The 24,881-nt window shown below is 58.7% G+C and carries 21 protein-coding genes and 1 pseudogene; 9 read left to right on the forward strand and 13 right to left on the reverse strand.

All coding sequences use genetic code 11. The features are described 5' to 3' along the window. The 4 genes and pseudogenes from C8C96_RS23560 to C8C96_RS24925 all read right to left on the reverse strand — a co-directional run. A pseudogene (locus C8C96_RS23560) lies at positions 1-938 on the reverse strand (hypothetical protein); the annotation flags it as partial. Then, positions 935-1,450 carry an ABC-three component system middle component 2 gene (locus C8C96_RS23565; RefSeq protein WP_056642957.1) on the reverse strand — a complete coding sequence of 172 codons (516 nt, stop codon included), beginning with the start codon at positions 1,448-1,450 and terminating at the stop codon, positions 935-937. The pseudogene C8C96_RS23560 and the gene C8C96_RS23565, both read right to left, overlap by 4 nt. Next, complete coding sequence (locus tag C8C96_RS23570) at positions 1,438-2,439, reverse strand: ABC-three component system protein (protein WP_199737512.1); 1,002 nt, start codon at positions 2,437-2,439, stop codon at positions 1,438-1,440. Before C8C96_RS23570 ends, C8C96_RS23565 begins: the two co-directional genes overlap by 13 nt. A gap of 84 nt (positions 2,440-2,523) precedes the next feature. Continuing rightward, a complete protein-coding gene (locus tag C8C96_RS24925) occupies positions 2,524-2,682 on the reverse strand; it encodes a hypothetical protein (protein ID WP_156391413.1) in 159 nt (52 codons plus the stop codon). Between the two features lie 829 nt (positions 2,683-3,511). Between C8C96_RS24925 and C8C96_RS25480 the strand changes: the two genes are divergently transcribed. After that, positions 3,512-4,423, forward strand: a complete 912-nt coding sequence (locus C8C96_RS25480) for a TniQ family protein (RefSeq protein ID WP_370107407.1) — start codon at positions 3,512-3,514, stop codon at positions 4,421-4,423. A 307-nt stretch (positions 4,424-4,730) separates the two neighbouring features. Here the strand turns inward: C8C96_RS25480 and C8C96_RS23585 are convergent, their stop codons facing one another. Together C8C96_RS23585 and C8C96_RS23595 are read right to left on the reverse strand one after the other, a co-directional pair. Further along, positions 4,731-6,434, reverse strand: coding sequence for a TnsD family Tn7-like transposition protein (locus tag C8C96_RS23585; RefSeq protein WP_082576703.1), 1,704 nt, complete (start codon positions 6,432-6,434; stop codon positions 4,731-4,733). 647 nt (positions 6,435-7,081) lie between these two features. Then, positions 7,082-7,477 carry a helix-turn-helix domain-containing protein gene (locus tag C8C96_RS23595; RefSeq protein WP_056637541.1) on the reverse strand — a complete coding sequence of 132 codons (396 nt, stop codon included), beginning with the start codon at positions 7,475-7,477 and terminating at the stop codon, positions 7,082-7,084. Positions 7,478-7,588: 111 nt separating this feature from the next. On the opposite strand from C8C96_RS23595, the gene C8C96_RS25485 reads away from it, so the two are divergent. From C8C96_RS25485 to C8C96_RS23620, 5 genes are all read left to right on the forward strand, one after another. Continuing rightward, positions 7,589-7,855 (forward strand): DNA-binding protein, encoded by a 267-nt coding sequence (locus C8C96_RS25485; RefSeq protein ID WP_082576702.1) that lies wholly within the window; start codon positions 7,589-7,591, stop codon positions 7,853-7,855. A 476-nt stretch (positions 7,856-8,331) separates the two neighbouring features. After that, positions 8,332-9,060, forward strand: a complete 729-nt coding sequence (locus C8C96_RS23605; RefSeq protein WP_147455635.1) for a hypothetical protein — start codon at positions 8,332-8,334, stop codon at positions 9,058-9,060. After that, positions 9,057-11,180 carry a hypothetical protein gene (locus C8C96_RS23610; RefSeq protein WP_147455636.1) on the forward strand — a complete coding sequence of 708 codons (2,124 nt, stop codon included), beginning with the start codon at positions 9,057-9,059 and terminating at the stop codon, positions 11,178-11,180. The genes C8C96_RS23605 and C8C96_RS23610 overlap by 4 nt, the downstream gene beginning before the upstream one ends. 104 nt (positions 11,181-11,284) lie before the next feature. Next, complete coding sequence (locus tag C8C96_RS23615) at positions 11,285-12,550, forward strand: hypothetical protein (RefSeq protein ID WP_147455637.1); 1,266 nt, start codon at positions 11,285-11,287, stop codon at positions 12,548-12,550. 423 nt (positions 12,551-12,973) lie between these two features. Next, entirely contained in the window at positions 12,974-13,594 is a 621-nt protein-coding gene (locus C8C96_RS23620; RefSeq protein ID WP_147455708.1) for a hypothetical protein, read from the forward strand. 325 nt (positions 13,595-13,919) lie between these two features. Here C8C96_RS23620 and C8C96_RS23625 read toward each other — a convergent pair whose 3' ends face one another. Both C8C96_RS23625 and C8C96_RS23630 read right to left on the reverse strand, forming a co-directional pair. Further along, a complete protein-coding gene (locus tag C8C96_RS23625) occupies positions 13,920-14,189 on the reverse strand; it encodes a hypothetical protein (protein WP_121944157.1) in 270 nt (89 codons plus the stop codon). 8 nt (positions 14,190-14,197) lie between these two features. After that, positions 14,198-14,878: a helix-turn-helix transcriptional regulator gene (locus C8C96_RS23630; RefSeq protein WP_121944158.1), complete on the reverse strand. Its 681-nt coding sequence runs from the start codon at positions 14,876-14,878 to the stop codon at positions 14,198-14,200. 171 nt (positions 14,879-15,049) lie between these two features. Here C8C96_RS23630 and C8C96_RS23635 point away from each other — a divergent pair, with 171 nt between their 5' ends. From C8C96_RS23635 to C8C96_RS23645, 3 genes are read left to right on the forward strand one after another with little or no spacing between them, the layout of a single operon-like run. Then, positions 15,050-15,886, forward strand: a complete 837-nt coding sequence (locus C8C96_RS23635) for a hypothetical protein (RefSeq protein WP_121944159.1) — start codon at positions 15,050-15,052, stop codon at positions 15,884-15,886. A 17-nt stretch (positions 15,887-15,903) separates the two neighbouring features. Further along, complete coding sequence (locus tag C8C96_RS23640) at positions 15,904-16,197, forward strand: hypothetical protein (RefSeq protein ID WP_121944160.1); 294 nt, start codon at positions 15,904-15,906, stop codon at positions 16,195-16,197. Continuing rightward, on the forward strand, positions 16,194-17,138 hold the full coding sequence (locus tag C8C96_RS23645) for a hypothetical protein (RefSeq protein WP_121944161.1): 945 nt from the start codon (positions 16,194-16,196) through the stop codon (positions 17,136-17,138). The genes C8C96_RS23640 and C8C96_RS23645 overlap by 4 nt, the downstream gene beginning before the upstream one ends. On the opposite strand, the gene C8C96_RS23650 is transcribed toward C8C96_RS23645, so the two are convergent. The 5 genes from C8C96_RS23650 to C8C96_RS23665 all read right to left on the reverse strand — a co-directional run bounded on the left by C8C96_RS23650 (position 17,119) and on the right by C8C96_RS23665 (position 24,850). After that, positions 17,119-17,643 carry a DUF6036 family nucleotidyltransferase gene (locus tag C8C96_RS23650; RefSeq protein ID WP_121944162.1) on the reverse strand — a complete coding sequence of 175 codons (525 nt, stop codon included), beginning with the start codon at positions 17,641-17,643 and terminating at the stop codon, positions 17,119-17,121. The genes C8C96_RS23645 and C8C96_RS23650 overlap by 20 nt on opposite strands. Continuing rightward, positions 17,640-18,314 (reverse strand): helix-turn-helix domain-containing protein, encoded by a 675-nt coding sequence (locus tag C8C96_RS23655; protein ID WP_121944163.1) that lies wholly within the window; start codon positions 18,312-18,314, stop codon positions 17,640-17,642. The genes C8C96_RS23650 and C8C96_RS23655 overlap by 4 nt, the downstream gene beginning before the upstream one ends. 180 nt (positions 18,315-18,494) lie before the next feature. Continuing rightward, positions 18,495-19,568 (reverse strand): hypothetical protein, encoded by a 1,074-nt coding sequence (locus C8C96_RS24715; protein ID WP_147455709.1) that lies wholly within the window; start codon positions 19,566-19,568, stop codon positions 18,495-18,497. A 181-nt stretch (positions 19,569-19,749) separates the two neighbouring features. Beyond that, complete coding sequence (locus tag C8C96_RS23660; protein WP_121944164.1) at positions 19,750-23,238, reverse strand: hypothetical protein; 3,489 nt, start codon at positions 23,236-23,238, stop codon at positions 19,750-19,752. 1 nt (position 23,239) lies between these two features. Further along, entirely contained in the window at positions 23,240-24,850 is a 1,611-nt protein-coding gene (locus C8C96_RS23665) for an ATP-binding protein (RefSeq protein ID WP_121944165.1), read from the reverse strand. Positions 24,851-24,881 lie beyond the last annotated feature (31 nt).

The raw sequence follows: 24,881 nt of genomic DNA on the forward strand, positions 1-24,881 counted from the left end.
TCCTCGATGGAATGCAGCCGGTCCAAGTCGGAGTTGTAGACCGCCTGCAGCTTGGCGAAGCGTTCCAGGGTGATGTCGAGTTCTGCAGCTCGTGCGGTGAGTTCCTGGCGGCGGTCAACCGCGGCACGCCGCTCGGCGGCGTTGTCATCCAGCATGGTCTGCACGGCCCGCAGCTCGGCGGTGGTCGTTGCGCCACTGGCGTCCAGTTCCGCGAGCTGTGCGTCCACCTGCGTCCGGTCTGCCGGGGCGTCGCCCAGTTCCTTGTCGAGCTGCGCCAGCATCTCGTCGACGAGCTCCAGTTTGGCCGCCTTGGCGGCAATCCGCGCGGGCTCGGTGGGGACTGTCACGGTGGCCGCGTCGTCCTGACCGGTGAGGAGCAGCTTGAACAGGTTTTGATCGAGGGTGCGCTCCGTATAGCTGTTCGACACGTAGGCGGGGCTTCGCTTGGACATGATGTCCTCCTCCCCAACCACGGCGAACTTCGCCAGTACGCGGAAGGCCAGCTGTTCCTTCTCACCGCTGGCATTGCGCACAATCCACCGGTCCTGCAGGCCCAAAGTCTCGAGGATCCGGTAGGAGACAGAGTCGGTTGCCTTCGCGCTGTGCTTCCCTGACAACACCTCTCCCTTGCCGGTCGGGTGGGAGGTGATGAGACCCGGGAAGAGCTTGAGGTTTCCACCCTTGGTCGGACGATACAGGGTGAACTCGCCCTGGTCGCCAAGGGTCAGGCCGAGCCAGACTGCGTCGTAGGCCTTGATTTCATCGGTCTTTGGAAGCTTGGAAACCGCGCCGAGCATGAAGAGCACCGCTTCCGATGCGAACGACTTGCCGGTGTTGGACGCGCCGTAGATGATGTTCAGGCCGTCGACGAATTCAAGTTTGGCAGGCTCAATGTTGGGCCCGGTGAAGGCCAGGTGGCGCAGCCGGATACCGTTCATGCGCGTGCTCCCGCAAACGTCTCTTCAACGCGGAAGTCGGCGGTCCACCGCCCGATTCGCTTTTCCATCTGCTCGCGCATCTCTGCGGCCGGCTTGTTGGCAAAGCGCTCGGCCATCCACTGGGCGCGCTCCTTGAGCGCGACGGAATACGATGCCTGCAGCAGGTCGAGGTAGATCGGGGCGTCGTCGCTCGCACCGAAGGTGATGCCGTCTTCAGTCTCGAAGACGTCGACGAGGTGCAGCTGCTGCATCAGCCGAAGGCTTTTCTCTACCAGCGGACGCCTCACCACGAGCTCGGCCGCGCGGTTGGGCAGATCCGGGTGCAGGCTGCTCGGGGCATCTGGGTCGTCGAGATCCCCGGTGTGAACGACCAGGTGGTCGAGCCAGGTCATCTCCAGCAGGTCGCAACGCCGCGGATGGAAGGCTTCCAGCACGACCAGCGCGCGGATGCCTGTTTCGAGCGTGCTATTGAAGGGGTGCGTGCTGGGCGCCGGCCTGTCTACCGATCCCATGGCATGACCCCCTCGTTGGCAAGCAGGTGGCAGGTGCCCTGCTTGACCTGCGGCCCGGCATGCCGGCCCAGCACGCCGGAAGCTTGCAGCAGGGCGGCCTGCTGCATGACCTTGTTCAGGCGGGCGAACTTGTTGGTGTGATCGGCGTCGTGGACGTCGACAACGCCGTGGTGGACCTCGTCGCGGAAGGTCTGGACGAACTCCTCCGGCGTCGAGTCACGGTAGAAGCGGTCGAACGCCGTGGCGTCGAAGAAGCGGGTGCGCTGGATCTTGAGATGCGGCCCCACATCGGGGCAGGCCAGCGCGGCATCGGGATCGGGGTAGGTACCCGGCCCCCGCTCCTCGTACACCTTCAGCAGTTGGCCGAGGTAGGCCGATTCGCTGGCGTGGATCGCAGCGGGCACGACGCCCCTGGGGCTCTGGCCGGGGTCGGCATCAAACCATTTGACCAGCGCCGGCATGCATGCCGGATCCTTGGCCAGCAGCCTAGCGTCGAGCCAGTGGACGTTCGCGAAATCGAAAGCCCTGATCTTGGCCTCGATCTCCGGCGTCAGCTTTACCGTCGCGTTCTCCACCAGGTCACCCGCGATGTACGTGTCCCAGCGATCCAGGAACGCCTGCTTCAGCCGGTCCGGGTGCGCGACGAACTCGCGTACCTTGCGCACGACGCCCAGGGGCGCCACGAAGGTGTAGGCCCGCGGCAGCGCGTACGCGCCTGCCGCCGAGTGCATGAAGATCTTGCCCAGCTCTACGAACAGCGCCTTCTCGGACAGCGGCTTGCTAAGCTGCTTGCACTGGAAGTTGTCCCATGGCCCGTCCATCCGACGGTCGGTGACGTAGCCCGTGACATCGCGGCCCAGGTCGCCCGTGCCGCTCCACCGGTCGTGCGAGTGGTAGTCCTTGCAACGCTGGTGCAACCAGTCGTCGACGAAGTCCTCGAGCTCCGCCGCGGTCAGCACGGAGATCAATCCGGGGTAGTTCTTGTGCAATGGGGCTCCTCCCAGGTCCGATCTTAGATGGGGCGTCGATACCTGGCGGGCCAATGATAGCGACGCCTGAAGCTGTCCACGGTGTCAGCGCGGCGCCGGGCCCCGGCCGTAGACCAGCGCGTCGCGAATCTCGACGTCAAGGCCGGCGACCAAGCGCACTGGCGCTTCGGTGGTCAGGTCGGATCGGCTGTTGACGACCGCCAGACCGATGGTGCTGCACTCAAGGCACAGGGCGACGGTCATCCAGAATCGGCCGACCGCCGCACCCTATCGAGTACCCGGTCTCCGATGCGCAGCGGTCATACGAACCGCTGCACATCGAATGTCGGGTGACGAACGCGGCGGTCGCTCGGACCGTCTGCCGTGAATGACTCTGACCAGCCTGGAGCAGTCCTCAATCCTCGGACCTCGGTTTGGCAGTGCTGCAGGCTGCGTAGCCGTTCAACCAGCGCCTCGGCATTGGCCGCGGTCATACCTGTCTTGCCATCCACGAGGAACAATGAGCGATTGAACGGACGGTACAGCCATGAGCGGTCGTCAATAGCCAACCATGGAAACACAACGCGATCATTGGCACGTACCCAAGGCCTGCACTCCTGAAGTGGTTGCTTCAGCGACACAAGTGGGCACCTCCAGCCTTTCCTGGAAGAAGTATTGCGTGCTCTTCACGTCGATTTGCGCGTTACCTAGCAATGTGTAATAGTGGAACAATGTTCGTATATCCCACATCTCAAGGAGAGCTATTTCGAGCCGCGCGCGGTACACGCACGCAGGCAGAATTTGCGAAGTTGCTAGGTTGCGATCGCTCGTGTCTCTCGCGCTATGAGAGGGAGCAGCTCGGCGCTTCGCCCATGGTGATTGGTCGGTGTTTAGACATCGTTGCGAAGTCGATGAGGATCAGCGGGGAGACGCCTCGGCCGTATGAACGTGCGCTTGTGCAAGCGCGTCGTGTTGTCGCTGAACTGGAGAGGTTGGAGGACAAATGACTTTGCCGCGATTGGCTCCAATGCCCCATGAGTTCGTTCTTGCACATGCAGGGCGAATTGGGCTCTTTTGCTGTGGCCTGATCGATATGAATCGAAGGCTGCGGCTAGTTCAGAGAGTGGCGGAGGAGCACTGTGAAGGTGCGGCAGGTTTCTCCCTACTGGAGCAGTTGGCCACGATCGCGGGAATGAGCGTTACCGACTATGCAAGACACCACAGCCTCTTGCCCACGATACGAGTTGCAGATAGCGATACCGACCCAGTTCATCACGGATCTGCAAAGAGGCCGAGTATTACAAGGAACTTTGGGGCACGACTGCACACAGCGAAGGTGCACCTGTGCTGCAGGTGCGTTGACGAAGATATTTCGCATTGGGGCTATAGCTGGTTTCGACGTACTCACAACCTTGTGGGTGTCGAGGTCTGCCCCTTACATGGCGAGGCTTTGAACTGGGTGACGGATCCAGATCCGTTTTCACGTCTTCCACAGCACTGGGTGAAACTGGGCGATATCGAGCGTGTTGAATACGACCATGCTAGCCAAGCAGAGCGCCAGTTTCAAACGCGCTTGCATGAAATCTATGAGCTATTTCTCGATAGAGATAGGCCATTTGCCTCGCCTTCGATCGATGGTCCGTTGGCCTTGAGGTTGCATGAGCTTGGGCTGACGGGGAGCTCCAATGGGAAGAAGCCATTGCTTAGCGACTATGTTTTGAACTCCACGCCACGCGCATGGCTCCGTCGCCATTGTCCACAGCTTTGCGAGAAAGAACCAGGAGTGCGTTTTTCAACTTTCGATCGGCTTCCCAGACCCTATGCCCTGCCAGGTAGCGGTTTCGCATATGCCATAGCGTTTGCGACGCTCTTCGATTCAGCGGAAGACGTGGCTCGATCGATTTCTAGATCAGTTGTACGACGTAAGCGAGATTATGAAAACTCTGGGATGGAAACTCAGAAACGACGTAGTTCTGGAGAGTGGATGTTCCATGGGTGTGCGTGAATTGGGCGGCAGCGAATCGCAACCTTGAAGCAACTTGACCTTGGCAGGCGCTGTGTTGCAAGGAGAGCAAGAAGTCTCGTAGCGCCGGCCCAAAAGGGCAACGCCTCGCCCCACCGTTTAGGTGAATTGGTACGAGAGTGTTCGTGTTGGAAAGCAAGCAACTGCTAGCTCGGCTGATACTGTTGGGCTCTTTGCGTCACTGCCTCGTCTAGTGTCGCTTGGCTGTGTGATTTACCTTGCATCTAGAGTTGGACCGAGTGTCAGTCGCTTGGCTTGGGCGACCTGTTCAAGGATTCTGACGATGCTCTCAGAGGCCGGTCCTGGGCCCAACAACATCGAAGATTACAGCGCGCGTGAGCGGAAGGCGATCCAGCGTATTCAGCTTGGCCTTCAACTCGGGGATTCGCTGATAGAGATGGTGGAGTTTGATGCGCCGCACACGCTCTACTTCGACCAAGCTCAGCGCAGTCACGCGGACCAGATCGGCAAGTTCTCGATCTCGGGTATCCCAGTCGACGCGAGACTGAGGGCGTCGGGCTTCCTTGGCCATATCGCCAGTCCTTTCGCTAAGCCAGTCGCGGTCGTTGCGGTAGAGCCAAGCGTAAGTGGCTGGCTCAGCCATCCGTGCAGCCTTGACACCAGAGAGCGGGTTTATCGCGATGAATCGCTGCCAGGTACGTCGATAACGCAGTCGTGCGTTCTCGAACCCTGCAAGCCGCCAGGCCTCATGCAGACCCACTTCCGTTCTGAGCAATGTGGTGACGGTCTGGATGGAGACCTTGCTGTAGGTGGCCGCGTCAGCCTTGGGCAATCCCTGGCGCAGCAGCTTGATAAGCTGCGTCCGATCATTGCCCTTAAGCGTCTTTGGGCGTCGAGGCGTGGATAACCCGGCAGATGCAGCCCAGACCATGCCTGTTGTCGTGTCGATACCGGCCTCTCTTGAGGCTGCCGAGGTCGACAGACCGGAGGCCAGCACTTTGAAGAATTGCGCACGTCGCGGATCTACGGGACTCGGTGCCTCCCTCGCGTCTTTAGTGACCTCAAGTGCCTTCGGCGCAGTCGCCTGATCAACGCATGCAAGCAACTGGTCGAGGTTATCGAACAGCCACGCAGCAAGAGTAAGACGTCTCAACGGATGGACGCCGGATCGCTCTGAGGCGATCTGCCGGGCGATTTCGGCACAGGCTTCATCTGCGGATGACGGAAGTCCATCCATTTGCTCGAGGTTAAGCAGCGGCGCAAGGAATGCTACGTAGGCATCGCCTGCGGCGGCATGTTTTAGACGCTGCTTTGGACCTGTGAGAAAGCCTTTTTGAGCGAGCGCGGTCCGAAATGCTGCTCCCAGCATCGGTGTAGAGAGGCGTACGTCGGATCTGCCAACGAGATCAGCCACCATCCGCGCAAGCCGCACGGTGCTGTCGGCTATAGCGGTTGGCTCCGCTGGGTCAGTGAACTGGGAGGGCGAAGGCAATACCCAGTGAAACCTTGACACACCCGTGGCCTTGAGGTTTGATGTCTCTAGCTTGCGCCCGTGGCGAAGACACACCCAGACCCCTGGCAACTGATGCTCGCGATGCCAGTACGGCGTGCTGTGCGCCTTCATGTCCTCGTCCATGCAATAGGGGCAGGCCTTGAGCGGGTGGTTTGCCCGGAACCTGCTCGTGAGGAGCCCGAGTTGGAACTTCAGCCTGCCTGAAGAATTCAGGGCGGCCGCATTGAGGGTTGCATTGACTTGGTTTGTGCTGGCGAACCGAAGGTACAGCGGCAGGACTGTTCGGTGCTCTACGATGTGCTCAACGCTACCGAGTGTGTTTCCAGAAACTGCTAGGAAGTGATTGAGCCGCGCAGGAAAGTCGTGGGCGCATCCCTGGTTTGGATGTCCAAAAAGCAATCGACATGTCGTTGATGCCAGTCGTTGTCCACTGGCGCGGTGATACCGGCTACACAGGCTGAATAGCGTTTCGTCTGGCAACCAGGACTGAGGTAGCCCTAGCTCGATTGTGGCCAGCATCGTTCTCGCGCCATCAGTTGGCAGGACTACGACATCCTACGGAGGTGTCTACCGGCCTGGGACGTTTTCCTGCGGCGTTCGATTGCGACAAGTTCCTGCGCACGCAGCGCTGCTTTGGAGGCCCTTTTGATCTGCCAAGCGCCGGTGGCAAGTAGGATGATCGAGTAACCCGACCACATCAGTACGTCAAGATGGTCCTTGCCTGGAAGCGGTGCGACGGAGACGCACACGCAGAACGCAGCCAGAGCCAGCATACTGATCCCAAAATGCCGCTGCCTGTTGGCGAGGGCCTGAGATGGTTCGTTCAGTGACTCGCCAACTTCTCCCGCGAGTCCCTCAAGGCGCTCACTCATCTCCCGTTTGCCCGCGTGATCTATCAACCAAGCGCCAAGGAACATCAGCACGATGGCCAGGACGCCGAGCGCTAGTCTCCAAAATGGTAACGATGTAGAAAGCGGAGATAGCGCTGTAATCGCAACCATGCACCCGCTAGCAAGGATAAGCAGCGTGGTACCGGCAAGACGCTGACGGCGACGCAGCCCTAGAGTGCGAGGATCTGGCTGATGCAGCAGCAGATCCTGCAGTGCCTCATCCAGCAATATGGCAGTTTCGCTCGCAACATCAGGGGGAGGAGGGCGATTCACAACTCAGGCCGCCATCTGCAGAGTTTCGTTCAGCAGGTGTGCGTCGATCTGCTCTCGTGACGCGAACTGCAGGTACAAGTGCTTGACGAGCAGTGCCTTCTTCTCGGGATGCAGCTTGACGCCCCGCATTCTTGCCCAGTCGTCTACTGATTCTGAAATCTTCATGGCCAAATCCCAGTTCAGCAATCGACCAGCCGCTGTCTTACCTGGTTCGTCGGTAAGAACCTTGAGTACGTCAAAGCCGGCCGCACCGAGCTTCAAGAGTCGCTCTGCGCCGAGAGAGGTCTGGTCCGTTTCGATCATGCCGACGACTGATCTGCTGGTGCCGAGCACCGTGGCCACCGCTTCTTGGCTGAGCTTCAATCGTTTTCGCTCGGAAGCGAGACGAGAGCCAAACATTGTGAGTACTCCTTGAATGTACGGATGCTATCAAAATTTTGAGCACATGTCGCAATTTCGATCATATGCACAAAATTTTGACAAATGTTGGAATAAGAGAGACGATTCAGCATGCCATCTCTCAGAACGCCGACCGAGGCCCGCGCCTGGCTGCTACGCCACGGTGTAACCATTACGGAGTGGGCCCATGTTCATGGGTTTAAACCGTCAGTCGTGGCCTCGCTCTTGGCCGGACGGTCGCAGGGTAACTGGGGGGAAGCGCATCAAGCGGCAATCGCGCTGGGGCTGAGATCGCCACCGGCACCCGATGAGGAGCATCCGCTGGCTTCAGCCCAGCCGCAGGCTGCGCAGCTAAATCACGGAGGAGTTCCTTCATGACCTGACCCACAACCTCAACAATCGTGGGATAAAAGCACCACGCCCGGAGACCTCGCCAAAGGTCACCGGGCGTGTTTGGAATGTGCGAGCCAGTTCTTGACAAAGCGGCTTGGTTCGACTTTCCATCAAATCGCGTCTCCTGTCAATCCGTTTCGAGGAACCGGATTGCATCGCGTTGCTTGTCCCGAACTCGACCTTTCGGCTGCGGCCGATGCTTGGAGACGGAGATGGAAAAGCACAGGCTTACGGAGTCCCGCTATCGAACGATCCTGAGGCGCCAACTGACACCGACCTTTGGGCCAGGTTATGAACCCTCGATCAAGGCATGCCGTGAAGAGGCGCCCGCTAAGAGCAGTCCCGCGACCGTATGGTCTGACCTATTGCAGCGAGAAATACACACATTGTCGGAGCCCGAGCGATACGTCCTTGCGGTCCTGCTCTACTGCCCCTGGCTCGTGGACCTGCAGGAGCAGCGCATGTTGCCAAACGTTCCGGCTGCCCACCCGCTGGAAGGGCACCCACTTGCTGGCCCTATGGAACTGAAGCGGTTTCGAGGCACTCTGGCAGTAGCCGCCGATCTGCACCACATGCACTTTCATCCCGTCGTCACGTGGACCACCGAGGGCAAGGAAAAGCGCGAGACACCCGGCTGCTGGATCGGCGATTTCCTCGTGTTCCTGAAGGACGCGCAAGGACTCTACTGCGTCAACTTCAATGTCAAGCAATCGCGGGGCGAATTCACCGTTCCGGCGGTGGGTGTGACAGTAAAGACCAACATGAGGCGCGCTACGGTAAGAGAGACTGGAAGGCATGAAGTAGAGAAGCAGGTCTACGCAGAAGTTGGCATTCGTACCGTTGAAGTGGCTGCCGATGAGCTCCCGAGCATCTTGGTTGCCAATCTGCGATGGGCACAGAGCTGGCAGCGGCGAAAACACGGCCTCTCGACTGCGCAGCAGCAAATCGTCCTTGACGCGCTCAACGATGGCCTAGATAGGTATGAGTCGGCGTTGGACGTGATGAACGGTGTGGAAGTCTCCCATGGCATTGACCTGTATCGGCAAAAAATTGTTCTAGCGCACGGTGTCATGGCTCGAAAGGTCCGCCTTGATCTATTTGAATGTCACTTCTTCATAGACAAGCCGATGCTCCCCGAGCAGCAGGATGTACTAAAAGTGTTTGCTGACTGGTTCAGGCGGCCGACATGAGCATCACTTCTGGAACTGTCATCCACGCGCCAAAGGGGTTCCATGAACTAGCAACCGGAGCAACTTACTTCTTTCTGCGTAGCAGTCCGCAAACGAAGATTGTCACGCTGCTGGAGTTTGTGGAACGCCCTGCAAAGGTAGTTGTCGGCGAAAGTAAGAAAGATGAGGGCGGAGAAGATGGAATGAGAAAGAAGAGGCGGAGACGGACGGTCACTCGGTTGCCGTTGCCATTGCCAATTCCGATCCATCTGCCCCGCGACGTATGGGAGAGTGGCTTGCTACGGGGGATGGTCGTCGCTGGAGAGGCCAAGACAATGCCGCCTTGGCTTGATGCTCTCGAAGGATTGGACTTGGCGGAAATCGACCTACACCGCACCGACGCCGCGAAGCTACATCGGGACAGGGTCGATGACAAGCTCTTTTGCATCTCGAAGCTGGTGGCTGAGGCGCCCGAGATTTTGGACCATGAGAACCTCGACAAATACATCAATGCTCATGCGCGCAGCTTGATGCCCGTCCAGAATGAGACGCGCGTCAGATTGTGGTTTTACGTGTACCTAGTCTTCGGTCGAAACAGGGACGCGCTTCACTATCCGATCCATCGCATTGGGCACTGGGACCGAATGGCGCCTGAGCATGCGCAAGACGAGAAACGTGGCGCTCCGGGCCGCAAAGGCGGCTACAACACCACAACGGAAATGCGGCAGATGATCATCGAGTCATATCCGCGTCGCGCAGGAATTGGTGTCAGCGACGATCAGGTCTACACGGACGCGATGACAAAGGACTTCGGGTGTAAGTCACGAATCGTGTGCCGAGGCCATGTAAAACAGTTTGAGTTGTATCACCCTGAAGGAAAGGCGTTTCCGCAGATTGGAGCGTACTTCTACTACGTCAATCAGCACTTCAGGCCACACCTAGTGCGTGAAACGCGGCTAGGAAAGAAACGGGCGCAGTCCAAGTTCAAACCCGCTCTCGGTAGTTTTACCGAATCGGCCTGGAATTTGATGCAACGTGTCGAAGCAGATGGGTATCGTGTTTTCGACTTACCCAAAGGCTACATTGAAGGCAGCGACCTTCCGGCGTTAGTTGTAGTCACTATACGAGACGTCGCCAGCGGAAAAAAGGTTGGCATCGGGTTCTCCCAGGGCAGCGAAACCGCTGCTGCTTACCGCATGGCGCAGTTCTGCGCAGCAATTGGTCTGGAAGCCTTCGGGGCGCTTCTCGGTCTGAAAATCAAAGACAGTGCAAAGGGCGTTTCTCCGCACATGGTCACCGATCGAGGACCTGGTGCGACGGCTGGAGGGCTCCCGCGCGATGCGGAACTGCTGCCCGTGGTTCGGCAGCTCACGCCGTCCTATTCAGGCAAGTCAAAGGCCATTGTGGAGACATCCAATCCAAAGACACCGTCCGACGACGAAGCTCCTTCATTTCGCCGATCCAACCAGACGACCGTAGCACTCGCACGGCGTGAGGTCGGCAACCTGCTGGCCTACAACGAATTGACGCAGGTCGCTAACCGGGTAGATCCGGAGCTGGAACATCGCGTAAGCCGCCTTAGCCCCAATGGGGTCTGGGACGCGATGGACTCGGTAGGGCGCAATGACGCCGTCCAGGTGAACTTCGAGTCTGCAGTCCGCGGCTACCTGGACCTTGTGCCAGCGAAACTGAAAGACGGCTACCTGGAGATAGCAGGACGCAGGTACTACTCAAAGTCGGAAGCTTTTATGGAAGCTCTTTCCGCCGTGAAGGGCGGAGGCCGCCAGATAGATGTGAAAGTCTACGTCTTGAACTGCTGCATTCGGCATGTTTGGTTCGAGTGGAAAGGCAGGCTCGTTCAGCTAGACGTTCGGTATCCGACGCCCGTTTCTAAGGAAGTGATGGATATGTCGCTCGACGAAGCCGTCGAGTTCGACGCGCACATGCAAGGCCGCATCAAGGAGCACACGGAACATAAGCGCGGCGCAAGGGTCTTTTTCGAACAAGACTACAAGGAGCAGACCGGAGAAGAACTGGTGTCCGGCAGTCGCGTTGTCGGGCGACCCAAGCGTGGCGGTGCTGTAGCCCAACGGGAGGCCAAGGAGGCGAAAAATAGCGCTGTGGGGCGCAAGGTAGCGTGACCAAGATTGATCCATCAATCTGGGCTGGGCGGTACGAAGACGCCCTCAAGCCTGGAGTTATCAAATCTCGAGGCGAGAGCCGAGGCAGGCCTTTGCAGTCCCATATGACGTTGGACGTTGAAGCAGCATGTAAGGCAATTCGGGAAGGGATGGAAGAGGTAGTTCTGGTAACTGCTCAGGTGGAGGCAATCGCGACAACCCTGATCCAAAGAGCAAGGGCTCATGCCGTGGATATCTATAAGGATCCACATGCTGTACTGAAATTTGCGTACCACGGAACAACGATTGAGGACTTTGTTACACCGATGTTCCTGACGGGACTGGCTGGGGTCGGCAAGTCAAGCCTTCGAATCGTGCTCCGAAGGGTGCTTTCAGGACGCAGAATGGTTCAGATAGATGCGGCACATCCTGCTGTGCCCCTGATCGATTTCATCGACGGCAATATCGGTAGGAAGACCGGCCCCTCTGCCGTCGTGAAGAGCTTGATTGAAGAAGTCTTGGGCATCGGTGACATGGACGGTAAGGGAGGGGCGGTTGAAGAGTGCGCCCGTGTCATCCGCCTCAGCGGTGCGTGTCTCCTCGGTGCGGATGAAACGCAGTTCATGGCGCAGTCAGCCTCTGCAGCAACACTGATAACTCGCACCTTGCTGAGTCTCGCGAATCTCCAGGTTCCTTGGTTCGTGATCGGAAACTACTCTTTGGGGTGGAAGCTGTGTGAACGCGATCCCGAGGCGACGCAACGTCTTATCCATGACCCTGTGATCATGATGCCCGATCCGCCCGAGTCCTCAGATTGGGTAAATCTTTTGGCTGAGTACCAGGTCGTGTTAGCGGAGGTGCTGGACTTTGAGTTGTTGACCTATCAAGTTGAACTCTGGAATCTCAGCGCTGGCCTAAAGCGCGAGCTCGTCAGCCTTCTCGTGACCAGCTACCGCATATCTCGGCATGGGGGAGACTCGCAGATTTCCTGGTCACACGTACGCCGAGCTTTCGCCTCTGCATCTTTTAGTGTTGCGCGTGCCGACATAAACGCCTTGATCTCAAATGCTGGGCAGGGAGGCAAACTCAAGAAGGGTTTACGGTGCCCATTCGATGGTCCCGAGATCCAGGCCGCCATCAGCACGTATTCAGAAAAGCTCCGCGAGGCACGTGCTGAAAAGGTGGCAATCGCCACTGTGAAAGCGTCTATGAACCGGCAAGAACGAGAGGCTATCGAGAACATTGAAAAAGCCGCCGAGCCCTCGCGAGCATCGCCGGCGCAAGTCATCAAGATGCCAAAGAGTCGTAAACCTCGTACGCTCGAGGGCATGCAGGAGGCGGCTCAAGATTTCTTGGCATCGCTGGCAAAAGATCCGTCTGCAAAGACCTAGCCTCGCATTTCCTGAGCACTTTGCTGGGCAGCCTAGGAGCCCTTCTCGAAAGGCCAGCTCAGTCGCTTCGTGTGGGTATCGTCGGTAGGCGGCAACTGAAACGGCGCAGTTCTGTGTAGGGTCGGCGTCGGAACCGTTAGCGTTCTTCAGCTCGGGAAACATTTGGCGCGGCGGTCAGTCGTGAATTTGTACTGAGCCGCTTCGCATGCACGGCGTCTCGGATCTGACTTGGACTTCCGACGGACTATATTTACGATGGCGCAAGGTCTCCCTTCTGTTTGGCAATCTCCGACGAACTTTCGCGCAATGCGCAAGTGTCGAAAAATCAACAGCTTATGAGCGGTGATCTCGACGCACTTTATTTGTCCGAGTCACCGGAAGCAGCCCGATATACTCCTCGTAAGTTGTAACAAGCCCCCCAGCATGGCCCCCATTGCCCGCCGTCTTGGCCTCTACGCCATCCCTCTTCTCGCGTCCCTGTCCCTCCCGGTTTGGGCTGCAGGCCCCGTGGGGCTCGGGTATCTCAAGATGGGGATGAGCAAGAGCGCGATTGAGCAGGGCGACTCCAGCGGCGCGATCAAGCTGCTCGGCCCCCTGCAGGAACTGAAGCTGCCGACCAAAGCAACAGTGGCTGACGACTACTACACGACCCAGGCGGTATTACCGTTCTCTCCCGACCCTGTGAAACTCAGTCTTGGCTTCAAGGGGGAGTCTCTCTCGGTCATCAACATTCAGCTCCCCGATGAAGCCATGGAGAACAAGATCCGGGCTGAGCTTGAGGGCAAGTACGGCCCACCAAAGCTGGATGATGGCCGCAAGGACGAGCAGTGCATCTACCGGAACGGCAACAGCTTCACCCTGAAGTCGGGCGTGATGTCGGTGGGGTGGACGGACGAAGAAACCTCAACCACCACGGCGCTCAACCTGGTGCACTTCCAGTCCTGCCCTTCCAGCCTCAGTGGCGATATGGTCAGGACACGGCCTTCCCGCAGCCTCTCGATTCAGCGTCGGCCCGCCCCCGCCAAGGCCAGCGGACTCTTCTGACCGCCCTCCTCCCCCTCGGGCCGCAAAAGCGCCTTTTTGCTCAAGTGCGAAGCACTCACGAGTGAGAAAAGCGGTCGAACTCAACAGTCGGTTGTAGGAGGCAGAGCGCACGCAGCCTGACCCCGGATTTGGCCGGGTCATGTAATCCAAATTCATGACTTCGGGTGCCAAACCGCCTATTTTTTCGACCCAAAACAATGTTTGAAAAATCCACGGCATGGCCGTCGATTCAGAATGGCGGCGCCTTAGCGTAAGCCTTTGATTTCACTTGCGATTTCGGAATTCCGCGTATGGGCCATGCGCATGGGGCCACGGCATCCAGTCTCTACATGTGATCGTGTGACCCGGCGTGTTTGATGAGCATGCAGACCGCCTGAAAGCTCTCCATCACCATGAGTGTGCGGCTCCCTCCCTGCCCTTCCTTTGCCTTATCGCTCTCCGTGAGCGTGATCTTGGTCTTCACGCCCGATGGGTAATGCGCCTGGGACACATCCACCACGGTGCCAATCAACTGGACCAGCACCAGGGCGGAACGCGGCGTCACGAGGGCATCGCTGGTGTCGGTGACGACAGTGACATCGATATGCGCAGCCATCAATGCTTTCACTTGCCCGGATGGGGCATGTCATCCCGTGCGCGGGTCGGCAAAGAGCGCACGTCCGCGAGGTGGCGCTGGAACGAAGCCGCAACGGCGGGGCCGAATTCGTTCTCCAGCCGCTCTACTGCCTGTTCGCGGCCACCGTCGCCGGTATAGACCACCTTGAACTCATTGACGGCCAAGCGCGCCAGCAGAGAGTCCATCTCGTCACTGCGCGGCCGAGCCCCGTTGCTGCGCATGACCGTGAACTGCGCCAACATTTGGCTGCAGCGTTCATCGCTCAAGCGCCCCGACTGAACAAGCTTCACGAAAGCGTCAATCACCGCGTAATGCATCGGGTTCGACGCCACCACACTCAGGCTGTAGCTCTCTGGGGCATCCTGGGGCGGTGCGCGATCTAGCGCGTGGAGGGCTCTGGGGCTGTCTGGAAGCCCGCCCCGCTGGGCGTCTGTTAATGGCGACACCCCGCCCTCCTTGTCCATGGCCCCTTCTGCAAGCCCAAGAGCCCTTTCGATGCGTAAACAGCTATTGCGACCCATAGGAGACCTCTCGCGTTTGAAGTGGTTGATTGCGCTCTGCGACATGCCCACCATCCGAGCGAAATCCCATTGGGTCATTTTCCCGATGAGAACGTCAAGGTTGGCCAGTCGGATCTGGTTGAGGGGGTCGGAGACATCGGAGCGCATACGTTTAATAATTACTATTTATTAGTAATATTACCACACAGCAGCCAAAGGTCGAGTGTTCTTTGCTTCCGAGCCCCAAATGCAGGGTTTTGACAGCTGATCAGCCAGTCATCCCGCCGAAGGGCAATCGGTCAGCGCAAAATATCTATCCCACTACACAAGGCCCACTGCATGTCCAACCTCCGCGCGTATGTCATGAACTCCAAAGTCCAAGGGGAGTCGTTCAGCGAGGAGGTGGATGGGAAGGTTGTCCGCGACACATCGGTTTTCACATGCGAGGGGCAGCGGTTCATCTTGCAGACCAAGCCCGAGCAGCTGGCTGAAATCCTCGTTGAAAACGTCGCACCGGAGCGTGTGCCGGCAACCATGGAGGCCATAGAGCGCATCTGCTGGCTACTGGCGTTCGCAACCCAGTCGCAGGTGGCCTGCTACGGACACAACTACCCAGATGGCACCTCCCACAAAGTTCACAACTCCATCCATCGCCCTGGGCAGAACGCAGATCCCGTCATCGAACCAGCGGATGGCGCTGCGATTCGGAAGTTTGTGGACCAGACATACCCTCAGTACAAAGCCTTGGAGAGCGCGCGCAGCCTCAAGGTGGTGATCGATTACATGCTGCAGGCGGCTCGCCCTGGCCTGCCTATGGAGTGCAAGCTGGTCTTCCTGAGTGTGTTGCTGGAGAACTTGAAGCACACCTACGGAACGCAGCAGCATTACGCTTTCAGATCCGGGAAGTTCATAGACCCGGCAACGAACGCCAGCCTCAGCTTCAAGGTCATGATGACCCGCATGTTCGGCGCGGAGGGCATGGCCCCAAGCCTCAAACCTCTGGTGGACCTCCGTAACGAGGTCCTGCACACGGGTGTTGCAAGCCTGACGCACGCACAGCAGAAGCTCCAGTACGACGCTGCTACTGACCTGATTCGCGAGTACCTGCTGCGCCTGCTCGGTTTCAAGGGCAACTTCAACGTGAGCCCCACGGGGGGCTCAGTGAAGACGATCTGAACACCCGGCATACGAAGATGAGCATCGAATACGATTTTTTCCGCCCCAGGCAGGCCCCTGCCAGCGTGCTCTATGACGCCTTCCAGGCGGAGGCACTGCACCGCAAGGGACGCGATGTGGAGGAGTGGATCAGGCTTGAGCTGGAAGCCGTCCACCGGGCTGCGTGCAGCTATGCAGCGGAGCATGGTTTCAACCCGCCCCCAATGGAAGATGTCATAGCGGCCGAGCGGATCGCGAGAGGGTCCGTGGACTACGGCAGCAAGTGGGCCCTCATGGTCGCCGAGAAGATGACCAGGCCTGAGAAGAAATGAAGTTCAAGAACACCATCTGCCCGTATTCGCAAGTGGCCCTCAAGCGCTGTGCCAACGTGAACCAGGAACACATTCTGGGGAGCGCTTTGGGCGGGCCCGATGGCCTAGTCATCCGGTGCGAGGAGGCTCACAACCAGCGCTTGAATGTCGAGCTGGACGTGCCAGCGATGCGCATGGAGATGCTGCAACTATTGGCTGTGGCCAGCGGTGTGGTCTCCAGATCTGGCAAGGACAACGTGACACTCACGGGCAGCTTGCCAAATGGCGACCCCGCAAAAGTAACGCTTGCACCGAATGGGGCTCGTTTCACTGCGACAAAGCCGGTGGACGTAGATCCCACCACCGGCCTTGTCAGAGGAGTGACGGGCTTCGGCAACGAAGCTCAACAGCGCGCCGAAGAGGTGATTGCCCGCTACCGGAGCAAGGGCCTTCATCTACAGGCATCCGAGCCCCAGACTCTGCCGAGCGTTGTGAAAGTCAGTGCGACGCTGGATGGCAATCTCTTGTTGCGGTTGATGTGCAGAACTGCCTACCTGATGACAGTGGCAACTCTCGGGGATGTGGCCATCATCTCCGACAGCGGGGAGCAGTATCTACGCGCAATCAACACCAAGGGCATGACCCGCGACACCCTGGCTGACAACTTCATTGGCGCAATCCAGGCCGAGCCGTCACAGCATCCCCTGACCTTCGCAAACCCATATCCTGGTGGTCACACGCTGGCTTGTCTCGCAACGCACGACAGTTTGCTGAGCCACGTAGTGCTTTTCGGGGTCTTTTACGCCACGTTCATCACGCGCAATCCAGCGGGGTATGGTGGCGACTCCAGGGTGTTCTTCATCAACCCGGCCTCTAGGGAGTACAAGGCCAGCGACTTCAGCCGTGAGGTAACCTCTGGGCGAATCAAGGGTTTGGGGAGACCTACTTCGCCCAGCGCTTGATGCGGGCTACCAGTCGCGCGATTTCTGGGGGCTCCAGCGGCATGGAGGGAGCAAGTTCGAGACACCTTTCGAGAGTCACATATCCTCGACGCAAGAGCCCCGCGCAAAACTCCTGATCCTTCGGCCTTGCTGCAGCAGCCTTCGACATGAAAAGGTCGTCAACGTCCAGGCACCAGCCAATAAAGCTGTCAGTATTCCCGTTCTGCACCTTCCAGAGCCGTTCCTCCCACCCCTGAGGCAGGACTGCAGTCTCTGGGCCCACGCCTTGGGCATAAAAGCCGTTCGCGAGGTGAAAGTCGGAGCCCTCACCCAGCACCCCTTCGATCTTCTCCGCAAGCTCAGGCGCGTACCTGGGATAAATGTCAGCCTCTGCAGACATCTTGAACTCGGGGTCTGGGTAGGGAATCTTGCCCAGAATGGACTGGCTCCCGATCACAACGAATTCATACTCTTCAGTAATGGCACCGCTCGCCCGGATCAGATGCTCCAGCTCGTGACGATTCATGCAAGTGGCCCTTCCGCACCGAGAACAATCCCCTTCTTGAGAGCCGAAACATGACCCAAGATGCTTTCGCGCTCCTCTTTCGAGAGCAACGTGGGCAAAGGAGACGCCTGACGTAGCTCCTGTGCGTGTCTCGAACGGCCCAAAACCTTGCTCCACTTCTTCGCCATGAGGATCTTGAGCCACTCGGCGTAAAGGGTGTGGGAATGCGCGTTGCCACTTTTCATCCAGCGATCAACAGTGGCCTTGGCTTCCTCGATCAGCTCGGGGTTGGCCCGCACCCGCTCCACAGCCTTTTCGTGAAGAACCAGGCTCAATAGATCCTGGGCCTGATGCCGCTTGGTGTCCGCGCTGACCATGATTTGAACCTGAGGGGCCGGTCGGTGTGACCGCGCCGCCGCCGTACCTGGCTGTGCTGGATGAACCATATCCCCCGCCAAAAATGCCAAATCAGCGGCACAGCCCAGAACACCCATCACCCGTAGATAGGTGCCCATGGATGGGCCTGGGTCGCCAGCCTCCACGGATGAGAGTGTCATGCGGGAAATGCCGGCACGTTCAGCCATCTCGACCGTTGTGAGCTTTCGTGCCTTGCGCAGTCGGCGCAGGCGATCACCCAGCTGTAGCAGCAACTGGCGATGCAAGACGTGGGAGTCAGAGGTTTCGGGCTTCATTTGCCAAGAATTTTAAGCATTCCAGCAAGTTTTGTCCATAATTCTATACATTCACCCGGCCAGATCATCCCCTGATGGACAAACGTTCTAAGCGGTCACCGATATGACAACGCTTGGTTAGATCGCGGGAAACTCACAAAAGCCAACATTAGAAAATCCGCGTCTTCCGCGCAGTGCTATTCAATGCCAATCACTCGTATATTCAGTGCTGACCCACAAATCAGCACCAATACACTCAAGAGCACGTCCGAACTTTTGCTCAATCGACGCATAGAACATGCCATTAAAAGTTGCAATAGCGGTCGATAGATCGGTAAAGACTATGCCAACAACGATAGACGCCACAGCCGCTTTGTTTGCGGAATCTATAACTTGATCAATTGCATACTGCCCAATATTTCGTGGAAAAGTAACCGACAAATACGCGGCCAACTCTTGATCACGGAATTCCGTTGTGGCTTTCCAGAAGTGAAATTTAACACACCCCCAATTAACAAGCTCCCATGACCATGTAACTCGGCTTGCAGGCGCCCATGTTGCAGTAGCAAATCTGCTGACGACAGTATCCATACCATCGCAGTTATTCGGCATCCTAGCTTCAGCCGTTTTTTTAATATCCTGCTCGGGAATATTATTTGGATGCGGTGGCAGTTGGCGATAAGTGGTGTGATCTTGGTCGGAAATCAACCTTACACTGAAGCGTTCCTCTCGGACCAAAGGGTGCATCATCGCGTTGCAAGCAGTCTGATCAACCACCCTATTCCCAGCGATGTAAACAGTAAGCGATCTAGAAAGACCAAAATCATAGGGGCCAATTGATGTATCTTTAGCCAACCTCTCGGCCACAAAAACATCTACATCTCCACTCGTTGGAAAAATGTAATCCGCGAATGCATCGGAAATCTTCTTCTCAATCTCTGGAGTTAGGCCATCTCGCAGTATTAAATCAATAGACCCAGAAATCTCTATTTCTCTAGTAGCAAAGGTCTCAAGATTCACTTTTTGAACCAATTGCCCACCGGGCGCGTTTCGATGATCGAAGATTGAATAGCGCTGAGACACGCTCCAAACAACAAACAGCGGATTCTTTGGGTCTTTATGGGTCTTACCCAAAACGATTGGAGGCACATTCGCTTTGTGGAAACCAGTCTGCTCATCAAACAGAGCCAAAGATTGACCAATTGTTCCTTTTTGAACAAACTCCACGATTGCGGGATCTGATAAATCGCACTTGTCCTTACCTACGAAAATCATTGGCTCCTCCGGTTAAGAGTGGAGGAAAAAATGTAGCCGACGCGTGTTGACTGGACAAGAAGGAAACTGCCATCAACCGTCAAACAGTCGGCCCAAGAACGTCCGAAAGAACAGTTCTTACGACCAACGTTCGCAGAAGGCCTCGCGTGTTCCGACACCATCAGCACCGGCTGTGAAGGCGTCACGAGCCCCCTGTCTCTGTTACCTCGTTGATGACATACCAGCGCTCGAATCCTTCAGGCGGCTGGGGCGCGGCTGGCAACTCGACTGCAGCCACAAGGCGTGGATACTGCCGCAGGAGTCTTTCTTTCGCCTTTGAGGGGCTCGCCGCATCCCACGAGGTGCTGGACCAGCCACATGACCTCCCGGCCCGTGAAAGAGCCCCCTTGGCAAGCTTATCCACCACTCCATCCCCTCCAAAGGCACCCACGCGGCCAGATCCTTCAGCGCCGGCATCCGACAGCGGGGAAATGTCGAACCAGTGGCCGTATTCCGGGGTTTTGTCCGGGTCGTCGTTGGGCCTCAAGGTGATTTCCCGCACCCGCACCGGCTGGTAGTCCTCTGGCAGGGATATGGACAGAACCGGATCAAGGGCCAGCCGCCCATCGGCATCCAGCACCCCCGAAGCCGCCCAGAGCAACACCTTGGGATATCGAGTGCGCCAGGCTGCGAACCAATCCCCCAGCAGGGGGCTGGTTGACTGGCCGGGGAGGTTTTCGATGAAAACGCCCATATCGTCGTGGACGAACACCCCCCCATGGTCGAGGTACTCGGCTGCAGGCACCGCGCTGAGCCCCCAGCTCCGGCGATCAGGATTCCCTGCGAAGATCGCCCGTGCCCTGCCCTTGTCCATGTAGGGCCGTACAAAGATGGCCTTGAAGTCCTCCACAGCCTTCGGGCTCGGGGCCTGGCGCGCAATCAGCACCTGGGGCTGGGTGGACTCCACACAGAGATACCACAGTTGTCCATCCAGCACCGCAACAGCAATCGGGATGGCCAGATGCATTTCACGCACGTAGCCCCCGCTTTTCATGGCCTCGCGTGAACGTCGCCAATCCGCAAGGACGTGGGCGAAGGTGGCCTCTTCCATCGGCGCGGTGAAGGTGGCGAGCTGCTCCTGCCAGCCCTCCACCACAGCGAAGAGACTGGCCTTGCGACCGACACTGGCAAACCTGCTGCGCCGCGCCGTCCACCCCTGAGGATCGGGCCACTGAGCCAAGACCGTCACCGAGGCATCGCGCTCGGGTAGGACCTCCCAGCGGCGGCGTACCTCGGAAAACCCCGCCTTGTCCCGCGCCATGGTGATCCGGTGAACCCATGCATGGGGCTCCAGCCGGTTGTCGCACTCCTCCTCCTTGGGCGCGGCGTACAGCATGTACTTCGCATCGCCAGTGAGCACCAGGCGCAAGGGCTCATAACCAAGCTTGCGGGCCAATGCCTCGGCGTCGGCTTTACGCGTGTCCTCCAACCCGTCGCCCGCCATCACGAACATCTGGTCCAGCAGTGATTTCCAGGCCTTGGCATCGGCGGGGCTCGCCCCGTCGAACTGTGGGAGCGGCTGGCCCCGGTTCACGGCCCTCCAAGCGATCACAGCCCGATCCACCAGCTTGGGTCGGTCAGCAACCTCCCCGACATCGCCCTCGTGCAGCGCCTGCAGCAACTGAGCCCGCGCGCCAGCCTCGGCCGCACGGTCGCTCTCGATGAGCTTCAGGGCCCGCTTGAAAAACCGGATGTATTCCAGATGCCTCTGGCGCGTTCCCCGGTGCTGGATGTACCAGCGCAGATCTACCGGGTCCACCGCATCCAGCACCAGGTAGGGAACCTCTTCGCCCCTCCAGTCGGAACGATTCAGCTTGAGCAATGACACCTTGCAGTTGAACTTGCGGTCGCTGCGGAACGTGTCTTTCTGCACCCGCACATCCACGCACAGCTGGTCGCCGTCGCGGTAGACAACCGACCATTCGACCCGCGCCAGGGGCTTGGACGTGAACTCAACACCATTGCCACTATGCCCGTGGTAGACCTTGCAGGCCCCAGGTGCAGTCTGTGCATTCATCAGGCTGTACCAGTTGCACAGCACCCGTGAGCCGGAACGCAGGTAGCCATTCATGGCCGTGATCCAGTCCTCGAAACCCGGACGCTTCGGCCCGCCTGCAATCATCGTGCTGGCGTCGTCGTCGTGCAGGAACCGGCAAAACCGCTCCTGGAAATCCATCGACACGAAATGCAGGGACGCGGGCCCATCGTAGAAGTCGCCGAACAGCTTGAGCCGGTGATCGAGGCCGCAGGCCAGCAGCAGAAACCGCTTGAAGTGCAGCGCGAATCGCTCGTGCTTGCGAAGATGGTCCGTGTAGGCCACGTCTTCGAACTTGATGCGCGTGCCATCGAGCCCCCGAAAAATCTCTTCTTGGTCATTCTTCGTCGGGAACAGCCTGTCGGTGCCCAGGTGGGACTCCACGGACGAGTAAACCCGGTGGATATTCATCCCGTCTCGCACCAGCAGGTACACCACCTTGTTCTGGCCGTTGCGGGCCATGTTCGCCCAAGGGTCCCCGTAGTCGATGTAGCGGCGGGTGGTCGCCATCACCAGCACGCATCGCTCGGTGGGGAAGATCTGCTCCACCAGGCCGTCATGCGTGCGCAGCGCTTCCAAAAACTGATCGTCGCTGGCGTGGTCGAACCGCTCGTCCACATCCGCCCAGACGGCAAGCTCCTCGTCAGCCAGCAACTTCCGCTGCACGAAGGTCAAAGGCACATCGCGGGGAGCCCCCTTCCCTTCCCGCACGGTCTGCACCTCCACATCCTTGCCAAGGTACAGGTCCAAGGACTCAATCCCCTTCAGGAGATCAGACACGAAGGCGCGCACGTCCTCGGTCTGGGCCAGGGCGGCTGCAGCCTGCTCGCTGTAAAAGGGTGTGAGCTGCTGGATGGCGCCCGCAATCTCCTGCGTCTTGCCTTCGATCCATTGGGCCCGCACGGTGGCAATCTCATGTTGGCGGTTCGCGGCTGCGCGCAGCGCGGCCATCTTCTCTGGTGAGAGCCCACCCTCAATCGCTTGGGCTACAGTCCCCGTGGCCATGTCCACCACCTCGGCGGCATCCACGGGCGGCGCCACCGGCTCCGGAAGATTTCGGGGCTCTTCCTCAGATGGGGGCTCAGTGCGGTCTTGCTCATCAGCCTCGGCGGCATCCTCTGCCTGCTTGGCTGATTTCTCGGCCGCTTTTTCGTGCACCAGGGCGGCGATCAGGGCCGGGTTGCTCTGGCCCTGCACCAGCTCGTTTTGCAGTTCGCTGATGCGCGACTGGACCGCCTGCACCTCGGCATTTCGGATTTTCTGGTGGTCGGGTTCGAACTCAAAACGGGCCAGGAAGTCGTCCAGCAAAAAGCGGTGCTCGTCGTACTGGAACCATGTCCGCCGCGTGCCTCCCCCCTCCTTTGGAATCTCCAGATAGACGGATTTGCCGAACTTCAGGGGGTGGGGCCGCAGCACCACCGTGTGGGGCTTGTCGTCCACCACGCGGAGGGACTGGATCAGCAGGACCATGCCCGCGTCGATGCCCTCCTCTGGCACGTTTTCCAGGGCACGCCAATACTGGCCCGCCTGCAGGGTCTGGAACCGCGCCAGAGAGTGGATTTCAGCGTCGGAATGGGCCAGGGGGTGGTGGGTCATTTCAGGCGTCGGCTTTGATGGTGATGGCACGGAACATTGCGCAGCGGCGGAACGTGGCCACATCGAGGGGCTCATCGTGGGACTTCGAGACGCGCAGCGCCAGCCGCAGCAGCATCTTGATGTCGCGCGGGGCGATACCGGGGAACAGGTCCACCAGCTGCTCAATCAGCTCGGGTGACAACTCCGCTTTGAACTGGGTTCCCATCACCTTCCAGATTGCCGCAGCATCTTGGGCACCCGGAACGGTGTATTCGATGATGGCCGCGCACCGGGAAATGATGGCCTCGTCAATGTCGCTCGCTCGGTTGCTTGTCATGAACATAAGCGCCTTGGTGTACTCCAGCACCCGCAGGAACACGGCCACGATGGCGTTCTGTTCGATGCTGTCGCCGCGCTTGACCACGAAAACATCCGCCTCATCGAGCAGCAGGACGCAATCCCAGCGCGTGGCGCGGTCGAAGACCATCTTGAGGTTCTTCTCGATCTCCTCGGCTGTGGTGCCCAAGGTGCCCGCGTGCATCGCGTACAGAGGCCGCTTGATCAGCTCGGCGTACACCTCGGCCGTCAGCGTCTTGCCGACCCCAGCCACCCCCTTGCACAAGATGACGTTGGTGGCGCTCTTGGCTTCGATGATGTCGTTCACGAAGGCGTCGAGGTCCGTGGTGAGCACGTCCAGCAGATCCCGGTGGGTTTCAGGCAGGACCAGTTTGTGGCGCAGCGATTCGTCGTAGGCGTAGGGGTCCATGTTGTCCGCGTGAACCCAGTAGAACCCGTGGCTGCTCAGGTCAAACACCCTGACAACGGGGTGCTCGGGCACTTGGCCAACGCCATCCTCTGCATTGAACAGTGTTGAGTCGGCATGGCGCACCACGGCTTCATAGTCCCCGGAGTCGAGGTCGTGGATCACGCGGCGCCCCGTCAGGTCATCGCCGTCATTGCCGTCACGGGACTCCGAGTGGAAGGCTTTTCCCTTGATGCGAAACTGCTGTGCGAAGGCGCTCTGAATGCCCCCGTAGTGCCGATTCAGGCTCTTCTGGTGCGCAGCCTTCAGTGCTGGCGTTTCCTTGAAGATGCCCTGCTCGGCCAATATGTCCGCGACTCGGCGCTTGGCAACGATCTGGGGATGGAACCCATGCCGGCGCGTGAACACACCGAACGTGGGCTTGTAGTTGCCGTCGCGGCTGAAACCATAGCTGGCGGTCTCAATAAGCACCATTGGTGTCCCGTTGCGCCGGTAGTCCTGCCCGCTGTCAAAGGTGACATCCGTAACGAGCTGGGGATACAGCTTCCCATCGGGGCCCGTCACGTAAATCCATCCGTCGATCAGATCTGACTTGATGAACTCCAGCAGCACCGCCTGAAAGGCCTTGAAATTCGGTACCGGCTTGTCGAACTTGCCAGCCCTGGCCAGCAGGATGGACTCCAGGGCGCGGGCGGTCTTGTTGTCTTGCACAGCCTGGGCGGCATTGATCAGGTCGCTCATGCCCTCGTCGTTCAACTTCGCGGTGTCGATCACCTGATCGCGGTTGGCTCTGTCCGCATCTTGGCGATAGGACTCAAACGCGGGGGACTTGGTGAATGCGATGAGGTCAGGGCTGACGGTCAGGGACATGGAGGCTCCAAAACGGGGGGTGTCTGCAGGC

The organism is Acidovorax sp. 100 (assembly GCF_003688355.1).
In the GTDB taxonomy this organism is placed as follows: domain Bacteria; phylum Pseudomonadota; class Gammaproteobacteria; order Burkholderiales; family Burkholderiaceae_C; genus Acidovorax; species Acidovorax delafieldii.